The sequence below is a fragment of the Wolbachia endosymbiont of Oedothorax gibbosus genome (assembly GCF_936270435.1).
GTDB lineage: Bacteria > Pseudomonadota > Alphaproteobacteria > Rickettsiales > Anaplasmataceae > Wolbachia.
On record NZ_OW370567.1, the window covers coordinates 105012 to 127414 of the forward strand.

17 protein-coding genes, 1 tRNA gene and 5 pseudogenes are annotated in these 22403 nt (G+C 34.6%); 12 read left to right on the forward strand and 11 right to left on the reverse strand.

What is annotated here, in order from left to right:
- Positions 1 to 5: 5 nt before the first annotated feature.
- Positions 6 to 1808 (forward strand): annotated as a pseudogene (gene uvrC, locus NBW39_RS00545) (excinuclease ABC subunit UvrC); the annotation flags it as partial.
- 318 nt (positions 1809 to 2126) lie between these two features.
- Here the strand turns inward: uvrC and NBW39_RS00550 are convergent.
- From NBW39_RS00550 to NBW39_RS00565, 4 genes and pseudogenes are all read right to left on the reverse strand, one after another.
- A pseudogene (locus NBW39_RS00550) lies at positions 2127 to 2414 on the reverse strand (transposase); the annotation flags it as partial.
- Positions 2415 to 2428: 14 nt separating this feature from the next.
- The gene (locus NBW39_RS00555; protein WP_250294632.1) at positions 2429 to 3301 is read right to left on the reverse strand and encodes an IS982 family transposase; all 873 of its coding nucleotides are present in this window, start codon (positions 3299 to 3301) and stop codon (positions 2429 to 2431) included.
- Positions 3302 to 3394: 93 nt separating this feature from the next.
- Positions 3395 to 3972, reverse strand: a pseudogene (locus NBW39_RS00560) (IS630 transposase-related protein); the annotation flags it as partial.
- A 208-nt stretch (positions 3973 to 4180) separates the two neighbouring features.
- Complete coding sequence (locus NBW39_RS00565; RefSeq protein WP_250294632.1) at positions 4181 to 5053, reverse strand: IS982 family transposase; 873 nt, start codon at positions 5051 to 5053, stop codon at positions 4181 to 4183.
- Positions 5054 to 5650: 597 nt separating this feature from the next.
- On the opposite strand from NBW39_RS00565, the gene NBW39_RS00570 reads away from it, so the two are divergent.
- The 7 genes and pseudogenes from NBW39_RS00570 (at position 5651) to NBW39_RS00600 (ending at position 11467) form a co-directional block, all read left to right on the forward strand.
- Positions 5651 to 6838 (forward strand): phosphoglycerate kinase, encoded by a 1188-nt coding sequence (locus tag NBW39_RS00570; protein ID WP_250295310.1) that lies wholly within the window; start codon positions 5651 to 5653, stop codon positions 6836 to 6838.
- Positions 6839 to 6896: 58 nt separating this feature from the next.
- Positions 6897 to 7564 (forward strand): annotated as a pseudogene (locus tag NBW39_RS09110) (EndoU domain-containing protein); the annotation flags it as partial.
- Between the two features lie 224 nt (positions 7565 to 7788).
- Positions 7789 to 8736 carry an IS110 family RNA-guided transposase gene (locus tag NBW39_RS00585; RefSeq protein ID WP_250295313.1) on the forward strand — a complete coding sequence of 316 codons (948 nt, stop codon included), beginning with the start codon at positions 7789 to 7791 and terminating at the stop codon, positions 8734 to 8736.
- Between the two features lie 207 nt (positions 8737 to 8943).
- Positions 8944 to 9045: pseudogene (locus NBW39_RS09115) on the forward strand (EndoU domain-containing protein); the annotation flags it as partial.
- Positions 9046 to 9309: 264 nt separating this feature from the next.
- A complete protein-coding gene (locus tag NBW39_RS00590) occupies positions 9310 to 10182 on the forward strand; it encodes an IS982 family transposase (RefSeq protein ID WP_250294632.1) in 873 nt (290 codons plus the stop codon).
- A gap of 114 nt (positions 10183 to 10296) precedes the next feature.
- A complete protein-coding gene (locus NBW39_RS00595) occupies positions 10297 to 11169 on the forward strand; it encodes an IS982 family transposase (RefSeq protein WP_250294632.1) in 873 nt (290 codons plus the stop codon).
- A 25-nt stretch (positions 11170 to 11194) separates the two neighbouring features.
- Positions 11195 to 11467, forward strand: coding sequence for a diacylglycerol kinase (locus tag NBW39_RS00600; protein WP_256466313.1), 273 nt, complete (start codon positions 11195 to 11197; stop codon positions 11465 to 11467).
- An 11-nt stretch (positions 11468 to 11478) separates the two neighbouring features.
- Here the strand turns inward: NBW39_RS00600 and NBW39_RS00605 are convergent, their stop codons facing one another.
- Entirely contained in the window at positions 11479 to 12453 is a 975-nt protein-coding gene (locus NBW39_RS00605; protein ID WP_256466301.1) for an RluA family pseudouridine synthase, read from the reverse strand.
- Positions 12441 to 13616, reverse strand: coding sequence for a hypothetical protein (locus tag NBW39_RS00610; RefSeq protein WP_250295315.1), 1176 nt, complete (start codon positions 13614 to 13616; stop codon positions 12441 to 12443). The genes NBW39_RS00605 and NBW39_RS00610 overlap by 13 nt, the downstream gene beginning before the upstream one ends.
- A 120-nt stretch (positions 13617 to 13736) precedes the next feature.
- Here NBW39_RS00610 and NBW39_RS00615 point away from each other — a divergent pair.
- Positions 13737 to 14529 (forward strand): IS5 family transposase gene (locus NBW39_RS00615; protein ID WP_250294670.1). Its coding sequence is split into 2 segments (ribosomal slippage): positions 13737 to 14000 and positions 14002 to 14529, totalling 792 coding nucleotides; the frame shifts between segments, so codons are not numbered across the junction.
- Here the strand turns inward: NBW39_RS00615 and NBW39_RS00620 are convergent.
- Positions 14516 to 14968 (reverse strand): hypothetical protein, encoded by a 453-nt coding sequence (locus tag NBW39_RS00620; protein ID WP_250295316.1) that lies wholly within the window; start codon positions 14966 to 14968, stop codon positions 14516 to 14518. The two genes, NBW39_RS00615 and NBW39_RS00620, sit on opposite strands and share 14 nt — an antisense overlap.
- A 61-nt stretch (positions 14969 to 15029) precedes the next feature.
- Positions 15030 to 17018 (reverse strand): ComEC/Rec2 family competence protein, encoded by a 1989-nt coding sequence (locus NBW39_RS00625; RefSeq protein WP_250295317.1) that lies wholly within the window; start codon positions 17016 to 17018, stop codon positions 15030 to 15032.
- Positions 17019 to 17049: 31 nt separating this feature from the next.
- On the opposite strand from NBW39_RS00625, the gene NBW39_RS00630 reads away from it, so the two are divergent.
- Both NBW39_RS00630 and NBW39_RS00635 read left to right on the forward strand, forming a co-directional pair.
- Positions 17050 to 17876 (forward strand): IS5 family transposase gene (locus NBW39_RS00630; RefSeq protein ID WP_250294694.1). Its coding sequence is split into 2 segments (ribosomal slippage): positions 17050 to 17437 and positions 17437 to 17876, totalling 828 coding nucleotides; the frame shifts between segments, so codons are not numbered across the junction.
- A 287-nt stretch (positions 17877 to 18163) separates the two neighbouring features.
- A tRNA-Met gene (locus NBW39_RS00635) sits at positions 18164 to 18240 on the forward strand.
- Positions 18241 to 19019: 779 nt separating this feature from the next.
- Here NBW39_RS00635 and NBW39_RS00640 read toward each other — a convergent pair.
- The 3 genes from NBW39_RS00640 to NBW39_RS00650 form a co-directional block, all read right to left on the reverse strand.
- Positions 19020 to 19808 (reverse strand): hypothetical protein, encoded by a 789-nt coding sequence (locus tag NBW39_RS00640; protein ID WP_250295318.1) that lies wholly within the window; start codon positions 19806 to 19808, stop codon positions 19020 to 19022.
- A 70-nt stretch (positions 19809 to 19878) separates the two neighbouring features.
- Entirely contained in the window at positions 19879 to 20892 is a 1014-nt protein-coding gene (hemH, locus tag NBW39_RS00645; RefSeq protein WP_250295319.1) for a ferrochelatase, read from the reverse strand.
- Positions 20893 to 20899: 7 nt separating this feature from the next.
- The gene (locus tag NBW39_RS00650) at positions 20900 to 21685 is read right to left on the reverse strand and encodes a hypothetical protein (protein ID WP_250295320.1); all 786 of its coding nucleotides are present in this window, start codon (positions 21683 to 21685) and stop codon (positions 20900 to 20902) included.
- 113 nt (positions 21686 to 21798) lie between these two features.
- On the opposite strand from NBW39_RS00650, the gene ndk reads away from it, so the two are divergent.
- A complete protein-coding gene (gene ndk / locus NBW39_RS00655) occupies positions 21799 to 22218 on the forward strand; it encodes a nucleoside-diphosphate kinase (protein WP_250295321.1) in 420 nt (139 codons plus the stop codon).
- Positions 22219 to 22403: the final 185 nt, after the last annotated feature.

The window sequence follows — 22403 nt, forward strand, 5'->3', positions numbered from 1 at the left end:
GATAAATGTTCAAGCAATATAAAGAACAGATAAAATTATCTCCGCAGTCTTGTGGTGTGTATAAGATGATTGGAGATAAGGATAAAGTTTTATACATTGGTAAAGCAAAAAACTTGAAATCGAGATTATCTGACTACCTTCAATTCGAAAACCTTTCTGAACGAATTAGAGTTATGCTCTCACAGGTTGTTAAGGTTGAAATATTCATCACTGAGAATGAAATCGAAGCACTGCTTCTTGAAGCACAGTTAATAAAATCATTGAAACCACTTTATAATATTGTGCTCAAGGATGGAAAATTTTATCCTTATATAACAATTTCCAAGCACGATTATCCAAGAATAGCAAAATATAGAGGCAAATTTAAGAAGAATGAGTTTCATTATTATGGTCCCTTTACATCTGCCGCTGCTGTTAAGCAAACTATATTGTCATTGCAAAAAGCTTTTCTCCTAAGAGTATGTTCAGATCAATACTTTTCCTCAACAAAAAGACCATGTATTGAATATCAAATTAAGCGCTGCTCAGCACCATGCATAAACAAAATCACAAAAGACGACTACTGCCAATCAGTAAAACAGGCACGAAATACATTGCTTGGAAGAAATAAGGAAGTGAAAGAACAGTTACTTTTCACAATGAGAAAGTGCAGCAGTGAAGAAAACTATGAGCTTGCTGCTATATATAGAGATCGGGTAAAGTTTCTTGAGCAAATTCAAATACAGCACACGGATTTTTCTTTTGAAAAAGATGCAGATTTCTTCAGTATTGTACGTGAAGAGGATCTAGCATGTATTAGTGTGTTATCGTTCAGAAATAAAGACAACTACGGCAGCACTCCTTACTTTGCCGAGAACTGTGGTGATCACTCAAATGATGAAATTTTATCCACCTTTTTGGTCAATTTTTATAATTCAGCTAACATACCTCCAATACAAATTTACGTTCCAGATTCTATTGTGGATAAGGAAATTATAGAACAAGCACTATATAAGGTTGCTCAAAAGCCAGTAAAAGTTCTGCATGCAAAGAATAAAAAAGAGCGTGATTTATTGAAATTTGTTTATGATAACTCTCAGCATAGCTTAGAGCAGAAGCTTATCGATTATAGAAATAACCTAGAAAAGCTTGAAGAGCTTAGCAAGATCTTCTTGTTACCAAACATTCCAAAGCGTATTGAGGTTTATGACAATAGCCATATATTTGGAAATCAACAAATTGGTGTAATGGTTGTTGCAGGGCAGGAGGGTTTTTTAAAAAGTGAGTACAGGAAATTTACTATAAAGGAAAAATTTTCAGGCGATGACTATAAAATGATGAGGGAAGTGCTAACCAGACGTTTCTCCGGCAATATAAAAGGCATAATACCTGATTTTTTACTGATTGATGGTGGGCCAGGACATGTTTCCATAGTACAGAATGTACTAGAAATATTGAATATAAACGTTCCTTTTGCTTGTATGGCAAAAGGTCATGATCGTAACGCAGGAAATGAAAGATTTTATATGCTGGGCAGGGAAGAATTCAGTTTGGCGAATGACAGCAAAGTTATGCTTTACTTACAATTGCTGCGTAATGAAGTTCACCGTTTTGCAATAACTGCGCACAGAAAAAAACGTGATAAACAGTTTATAGTTTCACAATTAAGCGAAATACCAGGCATTGGCAACAAAAGAAAAAAGGCGTTGATGTCTTATTTTGGTTCAGTGAAGAACATAAGCAAAGCTTCTCTAGCTGAAATTCAAAACGTACCTGGAATTAGTAAAGGTTTAGCAGAAGTCATTCTTAAACACGTGAATTATAAGAGAGAAGTGCTGGAAAACCCGTTTGGGAATGTTCAAAAAAGCATACGCGTCAAGTTAAGGAATGTAGAGAGCTTAAAGTAGATACCCTGGTCTTCCTATATCTGTCTTTCAAAGAAAACTTGTATCTGTTCAGATGCATGGCTCATGTACAAATATTGAAACAAAAATTCCAGTGCTCCCTTTCTTGTCATCCCAGTCTGGGATCCAGGTTACTATGTATGAAAAGTTATTATGTTTATATACTTGCAAGTGAACAAAATGGGACCCTGTATATAGGTATAACGTCAAATTTATAGCACTTCTCATAATAATCCGAACAGATCATAGAAAGGCAGAATCAACAGCATGACGAAAAGACTTGAATAGAGGAATGTTTTTCCTGACTCTGTTTTTTATAGCAAACCAATGATGTTCAATTTTGTTAAAATCTGGAGAATACGGTGGCAGATACAAAATTTCTGCACCAATCCCTTTAGCAAGCTTAATGATCTTATCAGACTTATGAAAAGTAGCATTGTCAAGAATGACAGTTTGTCCAGGTTCCAAGGTCGGTATCAAAAATTGCTCAAACCATCCATTAAAAATATCCATATTACAGTGGCCTTCAAAACCCCAGTTATGGATTAACCAACGAAGTAAAGCTGAGAAATACAGGGCTTTTTCGATTGCATTGAATAAGAAATGAGGGTAGAAAAAATATGTACCAAGAAATTTACTGTGGATCTATGCCGAGTGTGCTCAAGTTCAAATTTGTTTTTTAGGCAGCCAAAAACCGTTTCAACAATCGATCTTTTCCCTAGTAAAATCTTCTCTTTCAGCGAAATCAGTGCATTTTTCATACCTTTTTTCACTTTAGTGACGAGTTTTAGACCTCTATCGAATAGTTTCTCAAAGAGCTCTTTCTTTATATAGCCCTTATCTCCAAACAAAAGTCCAGTTAGTTTTTTGGTTAGAGTTGGTACAGGTTTTCTGTCATCGACGTTACCTCTGGTTAGCGTAACACCTTGAATTTCACCTATTTCATTGATTACTACATGTAATTTAAAACCAAAAAACCAGCCGTAAGTATTCTTTCCTAACTCTGCTAATCCTTTGAAAACCTTATTTCTTGAGATTCTTTTTCGATGGCATACTGCTATTGAAGTAGAATCTATGTAGGAAATCCCGGTCATTTTTGCTTGTTCACAAAACCATTGCAAAAGTAATGCTAAATACCACAAAACTCGCGGCTTTAAGGCAATAAATCTGTGATATGAAGGCAGCTTTGAAAACTCTGATCTATAGAATAACTGAAGATAACAAAGATAAAAAGCCTTGAAGTTTTTACATGGTGATTTATGGTATAATAGGATTATGGTTAGAATTTCTGAGTGCGCTATTTCTGGTACTCTGGTTGGTTTTTTGCCGTTTGATAAGAACCTATTTGCAAAATTATCATCTACCGCACGACAAAAATCCTCGACGCAACAGTACAGTTCTGTAATATCTTTCTTCATGGGTAACCTCTTATTATTACTAAAATACTCGAGTTTACCCTGTTTCCCTCTTCTTAGTTATACTTTTATCTATTTTCTAATCCATAACTGAGGTTCAAAGGTTAATGGAGCAACTATTTTTCTTTCACTTAAAGCTGCAATCATACTGATTCGTTGAGTTTTCTTCCCAGATTTTAGGGCATAAAACCGCTGTCCCTTCTGACAATATCCATAGGGGTAGTCTTCAGTGTTGTCAATGCCAGACTCATCTATATACACTAAGTTTTTAGGTTCTTTTGTTGCTATAATTTTCAAGAATTTAGCACGTTTTTCTTCGCTTCTTTCCTTGTACCCATAGGTCTTTTTTTGCGTGTAAATCCAATTTTTTTCAGGGCTCGGTGGATAGTTTGGATACTAACGTTGCTCCAAAGTTTAGCCATTTCCAATAGAGTCTTTCCTCCGTTTTCTCTGGCAAATTTAGCAAAGGCATCCCAGTCGGTAATTTTGTGATTGTAACCTCCATTTCCAAGTTTTTTTGATTGAAAGTCACCTGTTTCTTTTCTTCTTTGCTGCCACTCCCACAAAGTAGTTCGTCCAATTTTAAATCTTGCTGCCACTGTTTCTCTGCTTTCTCCCTCGTCTAGAGCTTCCATTGCTTTTTTCCTTAAGTCATAACTATATGCTGCTGGCATACCTACCTTCACTACTACAAATCCTTATTTTACCTTATTTGGACTATTATGAAAAGTACTATAATTAAACGAATTTGGGAGCATAAAAGCAAAGCCATTTCCAGTTTCACGTCAAAGTAAAATGTTAGTAAATTAGTCTACTTTGAGGAGTTTCAAGACATAAATTTAGCAATTAGTAAAGAAAAGCTTCTAAAACCCCAGTTATGGATTAACCAACGAAGTAAAGCTGAGAAATACAGGGCTTTTTCGATTGCATTGAATAAGAAATGAGGGTAGAAAAAATATGTACCAAGAAATTTACTGTGGATCTATGCCGAGTGTGCTCAAGTTCAAATTTGTTTTTTAGGCAGCCAAAAACCGTTTCAACAATCGATCTTTTCCCTAGTAAAATCTTCTCTTTCAGCGAAATCAGTGCATTTTTCATACCTTTTTTCACTTTAGTGACGAGTTTTAGACCTCTATCGAATAGTTTCTCAAAGAGCTCTTTCTTTATATAGCCCTTATCTCCAAACAAAAGTCCAGTTAGTTTTTTGGTTAGAGTTGGTACAGGTTTTCTGTCATCGACGTTACCTCTGGTTAGCGTAACACCTTGAATTTCACCTATTTCATTGATTACTACATGTAATTTAAAACCAAAAAACCAGCCGTAAGTATTCTTTCCTAACTCTGCTAATCCTTTGAAAACCTTATTTCTTGAGATTCTTTTTCGATGGCATACTGCTATTGAAGTAGAATCTATGTAGGAAATCCCGGTCATTTTTGCTTGTTCACAAAACCATTGCAAAAGTAATGCTAAATACCACAAAACTCGCGGCTTTAAGGCAATAAATCTGTGATATGAAGGCAGCTTTGAAAACTCTGATCTATAGAATAACTGAAGATAACAAAGATAAAAAGCCTTGAAGTTTTTACATGGTGATTTATGGTATAATAGGATTATGGTTAGAATTTCTGAGTGCGCTATTTCTGGTACTCTGGTTGGTTTTTTGCCGTTTGATAAGAACCTATTTGCAAAATTATCATCTACCGCACGACAAAAATCCTCGACGCAACAGTACAGTTCTGTAATATCTTTCTTCATGGGTAACCTCTTATTATTACTAAAATACTCGAGTTTACCCTGTTTCCCTCTTCTTAGTTATACTTTTATCTATTTTCTAATCCATAACTGAGGTCTAAAAAGCTGGCAGAGAAAATGGAAAATAAACTTAATTGAAAAAACAAATCAAGAATGGAAAGATTTATATGATGAAATCGTATCTGGATTCCAGACTGGAATGACACCATTTGTTGTGCAAATTACCTTTGCAAACAAATGTTCGTACAGCTGTGTGTCACGCACTTTGCTTCAATATTTGCACATTAGCCACTCCCCTGAACAGATACCAAATATTTACTAGTTAATCTTTTATCTTCAAGTACAGCATCTCCAAATTCATTTTTAGCCCATTCATTACTCTCATTTGCCATTTTTATACCCTCAATATTTGCAAACTCTAATATTGTAATACTTTATTTATAAGTACATTTATATTTGTGGGCAATAGTAAGGGCTAAGAGATGGTATTACGCTTGTCATTCCAGCGTTTGGCATGCAAATTTTCTTAAACGTTCGTAAACTCAAAACTTTACTTTGGGTCAAACTGCTGTATAGTGGCTTTATAGCTTTAGTTTTACAATGAATATACCCAGTATAGAAAATTGTGATCTTCACAATAAAACCGTCTTACTCAGAGTTGACTTTAATGTTCCTATAAAAGATGGAGAAATTCGTGACGTCACTCGTATTTTGAGAGCATTGCCTACTACTCAGTATTTAGTGAATGCAAGTGCAAAGATTATTATTATATCGCATTTCGGACGCCCAAAGGCCAGAGACAATAATCTGTCGCTAAAAAATGTAATTGACACTTTATCGCAGTTACTAAATAAAAAAGTGAAATTCATTGATGATTGCGTTGGTGAAAAAGTGCAAAAAGCAGTGAGTGCTATGGATGCAGGAGATATAATATTACTAGAGAATCTGAGGTTTTATAAAGAAGAAGAGCAAAATGACGCAAATTTTGCCAAACAACTAGCATCTCTGGCGGATATATATGTAAATGATGCATTTTCTTCCTCTCACAGAGCTCACGCTTCTATTTCACGCATTACAGAATTTTTACCCTCCTATGCAGGATTTTGTTTGCAAGATGAGCTAAAGTATCTTGAAAAGGCCATATCATTTAAAGCTAAACCTATTACTGCGATAGTTGGGGGAGCCAAAATGTCAACTAAGATAAAAGTGCTTATGAAGCTAACAGAAAAGGTTGATTACCTAATTCTCGGTGGTGCAATTGCTAATAATTTTTTGTCATTTAGCAAAGTAAATATAGGAAAATCTTTCTTTCAAAATGGTGTTGACGACCTTCTACATAATATTGTTGAAACAGCAAATAAAAACAATTGCAAAATAGTTGTGCCAGAAGACGTTCTGGTTGCAGTAAACTCTGATTACAGCACTAGTATTTCAAGAGAAACTGAGTCCATTTTGGACGGTGATATAATTTTGGACATCGGACCACAAACTTTGAGTACAATAAGCAGTATAATAGCAAGCAGTAAGACTCTGCTGTGGAATGGACCTATTGGTGTTTTTGAACATTCAGCTTTTGCAAGTGGTACAATAGGGGTAATGAAAGTCGTAAGTGACTTAACGCACAAAGGAAAATTAACCAGCATAATAGGGGGAGGTGATAGTCTATCTGCAATAAGCGCTGCAGGCTTTACCGATAAGGATTTTACATATGTTTCCACTGGTGGAGGAGCATTTTTAGATTGGTTAAGTGGTGATGAAATGCCGGGAGTTGCTGCTCTGCAAAAATGATTAGATTAAAACTTTTTTAAATTGTTTCTTGTAAGCTAGCTTTTTTGTGAACGTGATTATGTCGAAGACAGTTAAACTAATTTTGTGTTTAATAATACCAATAATAGGATTTATTTTTTATATTAAGGATCATTATTTTCACACCAGCTATGTAGAAGAAAATAATTTTGAACCATTTTTCAGTTCACAACCAGCCACCGTTTCCAGAATTAACTGACTTCGATAGAGGAGTGTTGAAAGTTTGTGGAGATTGCGGAGCGCATCCAGATAAAGAAGATTTCAAAATTTTACTTAGTTGTCCGCAGCATCAAGAAGTAGTGAAAGGAATATATAAGTGATTACACCAAATGCAAACTTGGAGTTATTTAAAGACGAACTGGCTAACATTTGGTTTACTCCAAGCGGAACTGAAAAAGAAACTATAGGGTTTGGACATATTTTTTGTGGTGAGCCAAACGATAAATTAGGTGGTATGCATTTTGTAGGTAGATATGTTGAAGCTCAAGAAGATAAATGGGCAGGTGCAATTTGGAATCCTATGCAATAAATCAGATATTAAGCCGCCAGTTTATACATTTGGAATGAAATATTTAGGTAAGGATGGAGAAGTAAAAGTTAAATGCCCAAATGGATATGCATATAATCTTCATGCCGATAATTTCTGCAACTAAGGCGTTTAAGGAATTAGGAAAAGATGGAATATGCCTATATAAAATGGAAGATAATTGTAAGTTAAAAACGTGATATAAAAGAGATAAGAGAGAAAGATAACTCTACTCACTATAGGAATAGAGTTATCATGGGCGTGTGCGACCGGGAGGAAATTGGTATTACAACCGTACTGATCAGGGTACACTAGCCCTATCTCTCGATACGTTTGAATAGTTGTTTGGGACATATATATGCACCCGTTTACAATCTTAAATTAACTAAAACTATCGAGGTTTATTATGGTTACATCTTATCAAAATTTTATTGGCATTGACATCGGAAAATTTAAAAATGTCGTCGCAATTCACAAACAGAAGAATGCTGTCGAATTTGATAATAATGCTTCTGGTTGGCAACAATTGCTTCAAGAGTTTTCAGATATTCTACCTAATTCTTTAGTGACTTTAGAAAATACAGGGAAATATGAGCTTGGCTTATCACATTTTCTTACCGACAAAAATATTGCTGTGCATCGAGCTAATACTCGTAAAGTAAAAAGCTTTATTTTATCTCACGGAACTTTAGCAAAGTCTGATAGATCAGATGCAAGAGCTCTTGCTCAATATGGATTTGAACGCCATAGAACTCTCTCTTTATTTGTACCTACCTCTAAAGAACAATCAACTTTGGCTGCACTTTGTCAACGTCGTGATGATATTACGCAAATGAGAACTCAAGAAAAATGCAGACTTGAAGCACCGGAAAATGATCATATAAAAGAAAGCTGTCAAAAGACCATTGAGTTTTTCGATAGTCAAATAAACGAACTCAATGATACTATACAAAAGATTATTGATGAAAGCCGCGAATTACAACAACGCCAAAAAATTCTTAAAACAGTTCCTGGAATAGGTAAAAAGTTATCACAAGATTTTTTGTGTTTAATGCCAGAGCTTGGTTACTTAAACAGAAAAGAAGTAGCAAGTCTTGCCGGAGTTGCACCGCATCCAAAAGAAAGTGGTAAAGCTGTTGGTTATCGAAGGATTACAGGTGGTAGAAGTAACGTTCGTTCAAAGCTCTTTACAGCCGCTATGGCTGCCACAAGGTCAAAATCTATACTTGGCGCCTTTTATTTTAAGCTTGTTGAAAGTGGTAAGAAGAAGATGGTAGCTATAACAGCTCTAATGCGTAAAATTATAGTAATTGCTAATACAAGGCTTAAAGAAGCAATTAATTTAAATATTTAAAAACTTACACAGCAGTAACTGCAATGAATATTGTGAATAAGTACGTTCACACAGACTTAAAGTACTTATTCACATATTCATTAGCTTAAGCAGAAATTGCTGTGGTAGATGTCGATATAAAATTCTATTTCTATGACAAACGGGTTTTTATTGCCCATATAATTTGCAAAATTACACAAATAAAAAAATTTTTAAAAACATAGTTGATCAGTGTTTGTAAGAAAGAATGATGCTATACTCACGTTCTATCCTGACTTAACACCAAAATGTGATAACAAGAGTACTTATTGTAGTTGCAATAAATCTTAATTTCAAAACCAATAAGGTGAACGAATGATAAAAATGTTATATGGTGTAGCAAATCCAAATGAGTTAAAATTTTGATTAAAGGGTTTTGTGAGTAATAATGAAGAAGGGCATTATTCGTCTAATAAAAGCAATTCAATACTCTTGTGAAGGAATAAAATCAGCTTTTATATACCTCAGTTATGGATTAGAAAATAGATAAAAGTATAACTAAGAAGAGGGAAACAGGGTAAACTCGAGTATTTTAGTAATAATAAGAGGTTACACATGAAGAAAGATATTACAGAACTGTACTGTTGCGTCGAGGATTTTTGTCGTGCGGTAGATGATAATTTTGCAAATAGGTTCTTATCAAACGGCAAAAAACCAACCAGAGTACCAGAAATAGCGCACTCAGAAATTCTAACCATAATCCTATTATACCATAAATCACCATGTAAAAACTTCAAGGCTTTTTATCTTTGTTATCTTCAGTTATTCTATAGATCAGAGTTTTCAAAGCTGCCTTCATATCACAGATTTATTGCCTTAAAGCCGCGAGTTTTGTGGTATTTAGCATTACTTTTGCAATGGTTTTGTGAACAAGCAAAAATGACCGGGATTTCCTACATAGATTCTACTTCAATAGCAGTATGCCATCGAAAAAGAATCTCAAGAAATAAGGTTTTCAAAGGATTAGCAGAGTTAGGAAAGAATACTTACGGCTGGTTTTTTGGTTTTAAATTACATGTAGTAATCAATGAAATAGGTGAAATTCAAGGTGTTACGCTAACCAGAGGTAACGTCGATGACAGAAAACCTGTACCAACTCTAACCAAAAAACTAACTGGACTTTTGTTTGGAGATAAGGGCTATATAAAGAAAGAGCTCTTTGAGAAACTATTCGATAGAGGTCTAAAACTCGTCACTAAAGTGAAAAAAGGTATGAAAAATGCACTGATTTCGCTGAAAGAGAAGATTTTACTAGGGAAAAGATCGATTGTTGAAACGGTTTTTGGCTGCCTAAAAAACAAATTTGAACTTGAGCACACTCGGCATAGATCCACAGTAAATTTCTTGGTACATATTTTTTCTACCCTCATTTCTTATTCAATGCAATCGAAAAAGCCCTGTATTTCTCAGCTTTACTTCGTTGGTTAATCCATAACTGGGGTTTATATACCTCAGTTATGGATTAGAAAATAGATAAAAGTATAACTAAGAAGAGGGAAACAGGGTAAACTCGAGTATTTTAGTAATAATAAGAGGTTACACATGAAGAAAGATATTACAGAACTGTACTGTTGCGTCGAGGATTTTTGTCGTGCGGTAGATGATAATTTTGCAAATAGGTTCTTATCAAACGGCAAAAAACCAACCAGAGTACCAGAAATAGCGCACTCAGAAATTCTAACCATAATCCTATTATACCATAAATCACCATGTAAAAACTTCAAGGCTTTTTATCTTTGTTATCTTCAGTTATTCTATAGATCAGAGTTTTCAAAGCTGCCTTCATATCACAGATTTATTGCCTTAAAGCCGCGAGTTTTGTGGTATTTAGCATTACTTTTGCAATGGTTTTGTGAACAAGCAAAAATGACCGGGATTTCCTACATAGATTCTACTTCAATAGCAGTATGCCATCGAAAAAGAATCTCAAGAAATAAGGTTTTCAAAGGATTAGCAGAGTTAGGAAAGAATACTTACGGCTGGTTTTTTGGTTTTAAATTACATGTAGTAATCAATGAAATAGGTGAAATTCAAGGTGTTACGCTAACCAGAGGTAACGTCGATGACAGAAAACCTGTACCAACTCTAACCAAAAAACTAACTGGACTTTTGTTTGGAGATAAGGGCTATATAAAGAAAGAGCTCTTTGAGAAACTATTCGATAGAGGTCTAAAACTCGTCACTAAAGTGAAAAAAGGTATGAAAAATGCACTGATTTCGCTGAAAGAGAAGATTTTACTAGGGAAAAGATCGATTGTTGAAACGGTTTTTGGCTGCCTAAAAAACAAATTTGAACTTGAGCACACTCGGCATAGATCCACAGTAAATTTCTTGGTACATATTTTTTCTACCCTCATTTCTTATTCAATGCAATCGAAAAAGCCCTGTATTTCTCAGCTTTACTTCGTTGGTTAATCCATAACTGGGGTTTATATCAGAAATTGCGTTCAGACAGGAGTTACTGCTTTTTATAGTATGTGTCTCAATTTTGTTTGTTTTGGATGTAAGTAATCTAGAACGTGCAGTAATGATAAGCAGTCTATTCCTGGTGTTAATTGTGGAAATTGTTAACACTGCTTTTGAAACGACAATTGAGCGTATTTCCAGTGAACAACACATACTTTCAAAAAAGGTGAAAGATCTAGGCAGTGCAGCAGTTTTTCTTTCATTAATTAACTTCCTGATAACATGGATGATAATATTGACAGGTTAATACGAATGTTATTAAGATATGTTGTCAAACTCACCAATTAAAGTTTTTATATCTTGCGGTAAATCAGAGACAAATTCCATGTATTCCTTACTTTTTGGGTGATATAAGCCCAGTGTATAAGCATGTAGTGCTTGTCTATTGAAATTACGAATAAAACTAGAGTTTTTAGCATATTTTGCACTTTTACTACTATTTTTTCCATAAACTTGGTCACCAACTATGGAATGCCCTATGTGGCTCATGTGGACTCGAATTTGGTGTGTTCTGCCTGTCTCTAAAGTGCATTTAACCAGGCTTACTTGTCCTATAACTTTTTGCACTAAATAGTGAGTGATTGCTAATTTGCCTGTGATTTTTGTTACACACATCATTTCTTTATTACCACGCTTTGGAGCAATGTTAGTTTCTATAGTTCCCTGCTGGGAAGATAATGTTCCCCAAACTACTGCTAAGTATTCCCGCTTTATTTTGCGATTCGATAACAATTCAGACAAAAAACTATGGGCTGCTTCATTTTTTGCAATTACCATTAGCCCACTAGTATCTTTATCGAGTCTATGAACGATTCCTGGTCTTACGTAGCTGTATGGGATTTTACCAAGGTGAGCGATAACTGCGTTCAAAAGCGTATCATTGTTTGTTCCAGCACCAGGATGCACTGTTAATCCACTTTGTTTATTTAGAACTATAATGTCCTCATCTTCATAGATAATATCAAGTTTTATGTCATAATTAGACTCAATTGATGTGAATATATCAGGTTGAACGAGATGTACTATATACTCCTCACCTGGCTTTACTATATGATTGTTGTTAATTATGGGATCATCAAGTAGTTTTACTTGTTTACTCTGTATCAATCTTTGCGCTTTACTGCGTGATATGTTGCACTTTGCAGCTATGTAGATATCTAGCCTTAATTTCTCCTTATCATTATTAACACTTAAGGTTACTACTGAGTGGTCTATAACAACTACCCCGTGCAAGCTACTGCAAATGCTGCTTGAATATTTTGATCTACAAAATCAACTTTTGTACTAGGAAGATCACCTTGTTTTTTAATATGGCAAGTTGTCTTAAAGCCATCTTTCCAACGGATTGTAACTTTATTATCAAAATTCCGTAATGTTGCCTCAACCTTTTTTTCTTTATTATCTTTTTCTTCCAGCTTAATAGATTCTAATAAATAATATAAAAATTCACTTGGGTTGCCATTGATTTTTTCTTTCCATTCATCTGTTTTTTCTTGTTCAGGTTTTTTTTGCTCTAACTTTTCCTTCTTTTGCTGCAGCTTATTTTGTTCTGCTTCCAGCTCTAACTTTCTAACTGTGTCACGTAGTTCTTTGACTTTATTTTCTAATACTAATAATTTATTAGTATTATTTCCATTGTTAGCTTCTAAATCAGGCGTACTTGGTTGAGCTTGCTTCTTTTTTATTTCTTCTAATTCATTCCTTACTACGTTTAATTGCTCCTTCAATTCCGTTTTTTCCTCTTTTAACTTTTTTAGCATGCTAAGGAACTCGTTATTATTAGACTGCGTAGTTGATTGAAGCCAGCCTACAAAGCGGCTTGGTTCAAATCGTTCAATCTTATCTTCAGCAATTTTAATAGCATTCTCTAACCTAGAAAAAGTACCTTCAATATCTAGTGAATGTGCTTTTTTTGTCAATTCTTTAGTGTTGTTTAAAACTTCTGAAATTTCTGCATGTAGCCAATCTAAATCTTCTCTGATTTTTTTTAGGTGATCAAGCGTTTCTTTAATGTTAATATTTGCAGGCTTTAAAAGACTATTATCAAGTAAATCGCAAGCTTTTTTAAGGTTACTGTCAAATGAGTTGCAAAGCGGACTAAGTAGTTCTTTCATTAGAGATATTAGTTCATTTTCCTTTTTACCAAGCTTATTTTCTATTACTGATACAACCATGCCCTTTCCAGACCAGTATGGAAGTAGAAGACCTAAAGTACTGTGGTTTCTAATAGTATGATTTTCATGATCTACGCTATTACTTATTAGATTGCTAAGTGTTGATATGATGCATAAAAGAATAGCGACTAATAAAGCTATTAATATTATTGGAGCATTAATGGATTGTGATATTGCTGAAACTACTATAATAGCACCAAATACATATGATCCAGTAAACAAGAAAATCCTATTTCTATTTTCTGCTTTTATATCTTCTAGTATTTCTCTCTGCGTCTTAGAACCTGTTCATAATCTCAAAAAAGTGATAAACTATGAGATGATGTATATGAATAAGGATATATGAGAAATTTATACCCAAGTGACATAAGTCGAGAACAATTTGAAAAAATCAGATCAATTCTGGAGAGTAGTAGGAAGAAAACAAAACCAAGAAAACTTGATTTGTATGATGTATTTTGTGCAGTGCTGTACGTCCTAAAAAGTGCCTGTCAGTGGAGAATGCTGCCAAAAGATTTTCCAAAATGGCGAAGTTGTTACGAATATTTTAAAAAATGGAGTGAAAAACCAAGCGAAGATACAGAAAGTACTTTGGAGCGTGTATTAAAAAAAATTAGTTGGAGAGACACGTATCAGCAATGGTCGGAAAGAAAGAACTAGTTTTTGTATAATTGATGCTCAGAGCGTAAAAAATGCAGATACTGCTGAAAATAAGGGCTACGATGCAGGTAAAAAAATTTCAGGAATAAAGCGCCATATTGCAGTAGATACACAAGGTTTACCACACGCGATTTATGTAACAACGGCAGAAGCAACCGACCGCAGCAGTGCCATGAAAATGGTCGAAAATGCTAAAGAAAAACTCTCTGAAGTTAAAAATATACTTGTTGATGCAGGCTACACTGGAGAAAATTTTGCAACACAAATAAAAGCAACTATTGGTTCGACGGTCGAAGTAATAAAGCGAAGTGAATTACACACCTTTGTTGTACTGCCAAAGAGATGGGTTGTTGAGCGCTCTTTTGCTTGGTTGGAAAAATGTAGGCGTTTGTGGAAAAATTGCGAGCGGAAACTCAACACTAGCTTACAAATGGTCGTTCTTGCTTTCACTTCTTTACTCCTTAAAAGATTATGAACAGGTTCTTAGAAATTGGTAAAACTATTGAAAGCTTTTTCCTCTTACGATCTAAATTTGTTACAATTTCAATTTTTTCGGCTTCTTGAACAATCTGGCTGTACTGTTCATCAACTTGATAGTTTCCTACTTTTTTATCTATCTCATTCTCTTTTATTTTTTGTGTATTTATAAAGTTTATAACAGCAGTAAATAAGAGAACTGCAAGAGGAATAAAGGCAAGAGGTGCTGGCGTGAACGTAAACCCAGCAATACTTACTGTAACAGGCTGAATAGAAAAGGCAGTAAATGCTATAAGAGTAGCAATGGTACTTGCTATTGATATAGTACCAGAATACTTTCTTATAGAGCTCAAAATTCTACTGGGCTGGTCAGAAAGTTTTCTAAATCCTAAAAAATCAAAATAGTCTTTGAAAGGATCTTTAGTGTCTGTAACCATAACATTTTTTTAGTTTACATTTATTTAGGTATACATTAACCAAACCTTAAAATCAAGTTTCTTAATTTTTCAACATGTGCCAAGGCCTATTGGAGCGCACTGTATTAATCTTTACGTAACGATTTGTTAACCAAGCAGAATGTGTGCCATGCGTTCCTAAATCGGCATATTTGATAGTTTTAGTATTACAAACTGAATAGTTGAATTCACTTAGTTGGATTATTAAATCAACTTTACCACAATTTTCTAGAATATCTTCTTTTTTATAAGCTAGCAACACTGATTTATTATTTCCTTTATTATATATACAGCCATAATCGTTACATTTTAGTCTTTTATCTGAGTTATTGTATTTTTTATGATTCAAAATTTGGTTCTGCCCATTTTGTTTCGCCCATGTTTTGACAACAAAGTTCCTATTTTTTCTAGTGAGAGAATATAGTAAGTTATCACTCTCCTTTGCAGCAACATTATCAGCATTTATTAGGATGTCGGGGGTTTTATATGCAGTGCTAAAGCAAATACCCAGTACAATAAAAAAAAATCCCAAAAAACGCCAATTTCTTTCCCACAAGCACAGCCACAATAAACCAAGTGTTATTATAATAATTGATGAGGCAGGAAAAGTGCGAATGGGAATAACCAAATACTGAAGACTAGCAATAGCATTTGTTATATACAAAATACTGTCAATTGGACGCTCTATAAATGGCGCTATAATCCATTCAATACCTACAGGAATCAATAAGACATAAATTATTCCAAGTGGAATAATAATTAATGTAACTATTGGTATGGCAACTAAATTTGTGATAATGCCACTGATTGAAAAATAATTAAAATTATATATCGTGTACGGAACAGTTGCTAAACTTGCTATTACTGAGCTGATCATTATCGACACAAAATATTTCATTATTTTTATTTTGAACAATTTATTAGCATTGATCTGATAACTAGCAACCAGTGCCAAAACGGCGGAAAATGACATCTGAAAGCCAGGCTTTAAAATTGCTTCTGGTTCTATGATGAGTATCACTGAGGCAGCAAACGCAATCGCTATTAATCCTCGGTACTTTCTCTCTATCATTATTGCAACGAGTACTAAAATCACCATGATGTAGGCACGCTGAGCAGAAATTTGCATACCGGTAATCAACAAATAAAACGTGGTTGGCAAAATAGTAAGGAATGCAGATATTTTCTTGGTGTTATACTTAAGAGTTAAAGTTTCAGATGTTGCAAATAAATTACGAAACACTACAAAAAACAGCCCAGCAACGAATGATAAATGCAAACCAGATATGGCAAACAAATGTGCTATACCTGAATCTCGTATCGCGTCCATAGTTTTTTGATCTATTCCGTCTTTTTTACCGATCAGTAATGCAGAGATTATGTCCGCATGTGGTTTTTTGATATTTTGCTGCAGGTTTTCATAAATGTATTGACGGAAAGATTCTATATACTCTTGAAATTTCCTTGCTTCAGCCTTTTTGTGCAAAACTATTTTGCTTGTTGCAAAACCTGTAGCACTTATTTTCTGGTAATATGCTATTCTTGCAAAATCATATGCATACTCCGAGGGCGCAATTTTTGGAGGAAAAAGCTTTGCTGATAATTTTACTTGATCGCCTATTTTAATGCCTTTTTCCACTTTGGTTCTAACTGATATTCTGATGTTATCTAGAGCTCTATCCGGTGTCATTCCAGCGCGTGACCATATCTTTTTTTTCTGGATCCCAGTATCAAGTACTGGGATGACAAAAGGGGGTGCTGGGATGACAGGAGAGGGCGCTGGGATGACAGGAGAGGATTTTGAGATAGTAGAGACAGAAAGCAGAAATTGTTTATATGAGCCCCTGTCGTTAATATCCTTCACTGTGGCAACGATATTTTTTACATACCTCTCTTTATCAAGAATTTGAGTGTCAACTAAAGCTGTTCTCAACTTGCTAGCTGTAAATCCTATGAGCACTGCAATCAAAGCGATACATAATATCGCGTACCTTTTATACAATAGACTTCTTTCAAAATTGGAAAAGAGCAAAAAATTAGTATAAAATCATACATTTAAAAGTATGAGATATGAAGAAACTAAGGAGTTAGATGAAGAGAAGTTTCGTCGTCTGACAGGAGTAAAGAAGGCAACTTTCAACAGGATGGTAGAAATTTTAGATGAAGAAGATAGAAGGAAAAAAGCAAAAAGTGGGCGTAAAAGCAAGCTCTGTATAGAAGACAGGCTACTTATGGCATTGGAATATCTTCGTGAATATCGGACATATTTCCACATTGGTCGAAGTTATGGTATGAGCGAAAGTACGACCTATAAAATCATAAAGTGGATTGAAAATACATTGGTAAAACATCCGGATTTTGCATTGCCAGGGCGAAAAGAGGTTCTAAAAAGTGATATAGAATATGAGGTTTTAGTGATAGATGCAACAGAAACTCCTGTGGAAAGACCCAAAAAAAGCAAAAAAGATTTTATTCAGGAAAAAAGAAAAAGCACAGTATAAAAACACAGATTATTTCGGAAAAAGAAAGCAAAAAGATCATTTGCACGTCTTTTTCAAATGGTAGGAAACATGATTTTCGGCTTTTTAAGGAGTCAAAAGTGCACATACTACCAAGTATCAAAGTCCTAGCAGATAGCGGTTACAGAGGTCTACAAAAAATTCACGCAAATGTTGAATTGCCACATAGAAAAACGAAAAAGCACCCATTGACTAAGAAACAAAAGCAAGAAAATCAAGAGCTTGCAAGCAAAAGAGTTGTGGTTGAGAATGTAATCGGTTTGCTTAAAAGATTTAAAATTATTGCAGATAAATATCGCAATCGGCGAAAACGTTTTGGATTGAGATTCAATTTGATAGCTGGAATTTACAATCTAGAGTTGATGATGTGAATTTTGAAAGAGGTCTAATATTGCAATCAGAATTAGTATAGGTGAAAGCAAAAGAAAAATAGATATGTAGCTTGGTTCAAAACTTAGGGAAAAATAGGTTAAAATCCCTACACACTGACACACAGGAAACCACAGTATCAAGTTATATTTTTCATTACGTAGGTTATGACGTATATAACTAGCTATTATGTCAAGAAAAGTTAATAAATATACTAATATACGACCCATAGCGGATTTTATCCTTGTATATCCTATAATTGCAAGTATAATAGCTAGATAAACAACGACGCGGGATGGAGCAGCTCGGTAGCTCGTCAGGCTCATAACCTGAAGGTCGTAGGTTCAAATCCTACTCCCGCAACCATTTTCCAATTGTGCGAATATTGTGGTTTCAGGCAGCTCATAGAAACGAAAAAACTTCCTTGACAAACTCTGCCATTTCCCTTATCATGAAACTGAAGGTATTCAGTTATCTTCATCTGTGCAGATTAAACAGCAAGAAAACAACGTAGTTGGCGTCTTATTTTTAATTTTTTGCACTATGTGCACCTTATGTCTTCACAACATTTCTGGGTTTTCAAGCTGAAACGCGCTGTTTAAGACAGTATAGTACGCCGATTTGCAGGATTAGAGAGTGACAACTAGCTAACACGGGATATCTTTTGCCTTTTTTTCTGCTTAGTAAATTTCTTAAACATTTAAACTAAGGTGAGTTGCATTTAAAAGCAGCTAAATTGCAGTGTTTAAGACTTAAAAAAACGCCAATACAGAAAATAGACAATGACTAGGGTTTCTTTTGCCTTTTTTTTTATTTGGTAAATTTCTTAAATATTTATGGCTAAAAGAGCCCAAGAGAGGTCAGCGCGTGACGCTGGAATTCCAAAAAAAAGGATGATGTCATCCCAGTCTGGGATCTAAACTGCAAGTAATGCATTGGGTTTTGTGAATATGGGTTTTGCGTTATAGAATGAAACACTTTTGGTGAATTTGTAAAGAAAACTAGATCCCAGACTTGGATGACATTATTAGGAGCGCTGGGATGACAAGAAAGGAGCTACTCGGATGACAAGAAATTGGATGACAGGGGAGTGGGATGACAAAGGAGTTGCCTTTTTTCTACTTAGTTTGGGTCACGCGAGGAGTCTAAGGCTCCCGATTATCGTCAAGTTCAGTATGATGAGCATTGTCAAGTTCAGTGGAAGGATCATCATTGACAGGTTGTTGAAACAATTTGTCAAGCTGAACTGCCAGAAATACTGCACTATATATTATGCTGACTGTTACGCTTAAGTTGAAATTATAGATTATACCACTACCCAAGTTTATTGGTATAGTTGGAGTTTCTATCCTTCTTAATATGAAGTTTAACAAACCTAATGACAAAGTTAATGTGCTGATAATAAGGTCCTGCTTACACTTAGCAGACTTTTCATGATCCTTATTATCTAGGTATTTTCTCCATGAATAATAGTAACTTATAGGTTCCGAAATAAACAGAAATAGGATCGTTGATGTTAAGTGAATGTGACTTATTACGTCTGCATTACTCCTAGTAAAAAAATGGATGACTTTCAACATCATCAATGCTTCTATGATGCTGCTTGCAAGATTAGCCGATTTACCCACAATTTTTGCCAGCTCTTTTTTACTCTCAGGGTTTCTGTAATCCTTAATTAGATCCTGTAGAGTAAATGCAGAATGGGCAATGTATAGAATAGATGTCGGAAACTTTACTAGTCGAGCAACATTCCGTATAAGAAAGATATTGGATCTATTATTGTCAATGAACTCGCAGCAAAATTGCAGTGAAATCTTACACAATAGGGCTGTTAAACCTGTTGTGATGCAGATTACCTTCCTGAAATCATGATCATAAATATCATGCACCTTTTGTGCGAGTATGTTAGATTTCTTTTTTAGCTTGTTTGGCATGAAATAGTTAATAACTTTCTGTTATTCTATCACATAAAATCCTAAAAGAAAAGCCCTATAAATCAGGACTTTAAGGGAGATTTATGCACAAATCGGCTAAGCATTTTATAAACAAGGGATCGGTACTGAGAGTTGGCACACGAAAATAATATCCACCCTTGATAATTGCTTTATATTCTACATCAAGTTCCACAAGTGTTTCTGAATGCTCAGAAACAAAAGACATAGGTGATAGAACTACAGGTACACCATCAGCTTTTGCGCGTAATAGCTCACTTTCAGTGCTTGGCTCTAGCCATTTTACAGGACCTATCTTACTCTGATAACATATTGACCAATCTAAGTTATTGATAGCTAACTTTTCTACTATTAACTCTACGCTTCTTTCTACCTGTGAAGCGTAAGGGTCGCCTTTTTTAATAATACTAAGAGGTAAGCTATGGGCTGAAAATAGGACTCTTGGCTTATCGATTCTGCTGGCTAATTTGTAATGCTTAGCTATTAAATTAGCGTGAGCTTTAATAAAGTCTTCGTTATTATAATAATGGTGAATTATTTTTATATTGCACTTTAGACCATGGTTTTTAGCATTTTTTTGCCAATTTTCGATGGATGATAAAGTTGTGGTAGTTGAATATTGAGGGTATAGTGGCAGCAAAATTACTTCATCAGGATCAAATTGTTTTACACTTTTAATAACTTCGTCAGCAAATGGATGCCAATAGCGCATGCAGATGAATACTTTTGTTAGTTTTGCAGCGCGTGACGCTGGAATCCAGTTTTTTTTTCTAGATCCCAGTGTCTGGGCACTGGGATGACAAAAGACAGGTTTGTTAAGTTCTTGTTCAAGCGCTTCAGCTTGCATTTTTGTATTCTCCAGAATTGGCGATTTACCTCCAATTTGCTCATATATTTCTTGTGCAGTATTTTCTCGTTTTGCGGATATAAACTTTGCTAAAAGAAACCGAAAAGGGTTTGGTAAACTGATTATTCTTCTGTCATAAAAAAGGTTAAATAAAAAAGGACGGACCGCATTCAGTGAATCAGGTCCACCAAGGTTAAATAAAATGACAGCCTTTTTCACCTACGCACTACTTACAACAAGTTACTTCTGGGGCGCCTATAAAATTAGCTACACACTCATCAAATTTAGTTATAGGCACTAAATTTCTCACACTGGCATACAATAAATGGCCTGATCTTTGCAGGTTACTCTTGGTAGATGTGAAGCTCCAATCGAAAAATGTATCGACAAAAAGACTTGGTACCGTTTCAAGAAGTTCAACAGCAGCTAAAGATAGCATTATACAACTTTGCAGAACCTTCAAAAGAACCTTTAGGGAAAAAAGTAAAACTGTAAGAAAAGATAAGCTACTTGTTTTGTTTGGCGATTGTCCCTGATTAGGCGAATTATACTCGATGTGTTTTCTATTTTGATCGAAAATAGGAAATTTTATAGCATCTTCCTTAAATTGCTCATCTATTTCTTGTGTACTATGTTTGGTCCATTTTTCTAGTAACCACTCACGCACGTGAAAAGTTCTTACAAAAAAGCATGTTGCAACCATCAATGCAGCACATATAAGCGCACACTGTATAAGACTTATACTACCTACCATAGCTGGCAGCGCAAAACAAACAAATGGCACTATGACAGCCATTTCAAGAAACGGAATAGTATTTCTTTTCATTGCAAAGGCAGCACCTTTTTTTAATTCTGTATTATGATGTGAGCTATATTCCAAATAGCTTAAAAATGCCAAACTAAAAGTCAAAAATCCTTTTGTTCCACAAAAAATTGACGATTTCAAGTTATTGACCAATTTTTTAGCAGTAGATTCAGGTTTTTCATTAGTTTTTTTACAACAAGTATGCATACAATACTCCCTTGATAGTTTATTCTTAACTATAAGTAAAAAATTGCTTTTATGAAATCAAAATTTACAATAAAATAAATCTATAAATATAAGATCTTATATAAGGAAATAATATGGCAATTGAGAGAACACTTTCAATATTAAAACCTGATGCAGTAAAAAATAATATTACAGGCAATATAAATTCCTACATCGAACAATCTGGGCTGAAAATCACAGCACAAAAAATGATGTTACTGACAAAAAAACAAGCAGAGCTGTTTTATGAAATTCATAAAGATAGGCCTTTTTTTGGGGAATTGGTAGAGTTTATGACTTCTGGTCCTGTGATAGTTCAAGTTTTAGTTGGTGAAAATGCAGTAAGTAAATACAGACAAATCATGGGAGCTACCGATCCAAAACAGGCAGATAAAGGCACAATCAGAGGTGATTTTGCTGATGACATTAGTGAAAATAGAGTCCACGGCTCAGATAGTCTAGAAAATGCTCATAGAGAAATAGCTTTCTTTTTTGCTGAATGTGAGTTGGTGTAGTTCATTCAACTCAGATTTTCCTATGTATAACTAAATTTTCTGGATCTTATGTCAAGCATACATCTGTACGAACATTATGATTTGAGAGCAATCTCCACCGAGAAGACACATTGGAATGACACTATTTGCTGTCTTCAAAAATAAACGTTCGTAAAGTTGTGCTTTTAACATGGGTTATCAGTTTA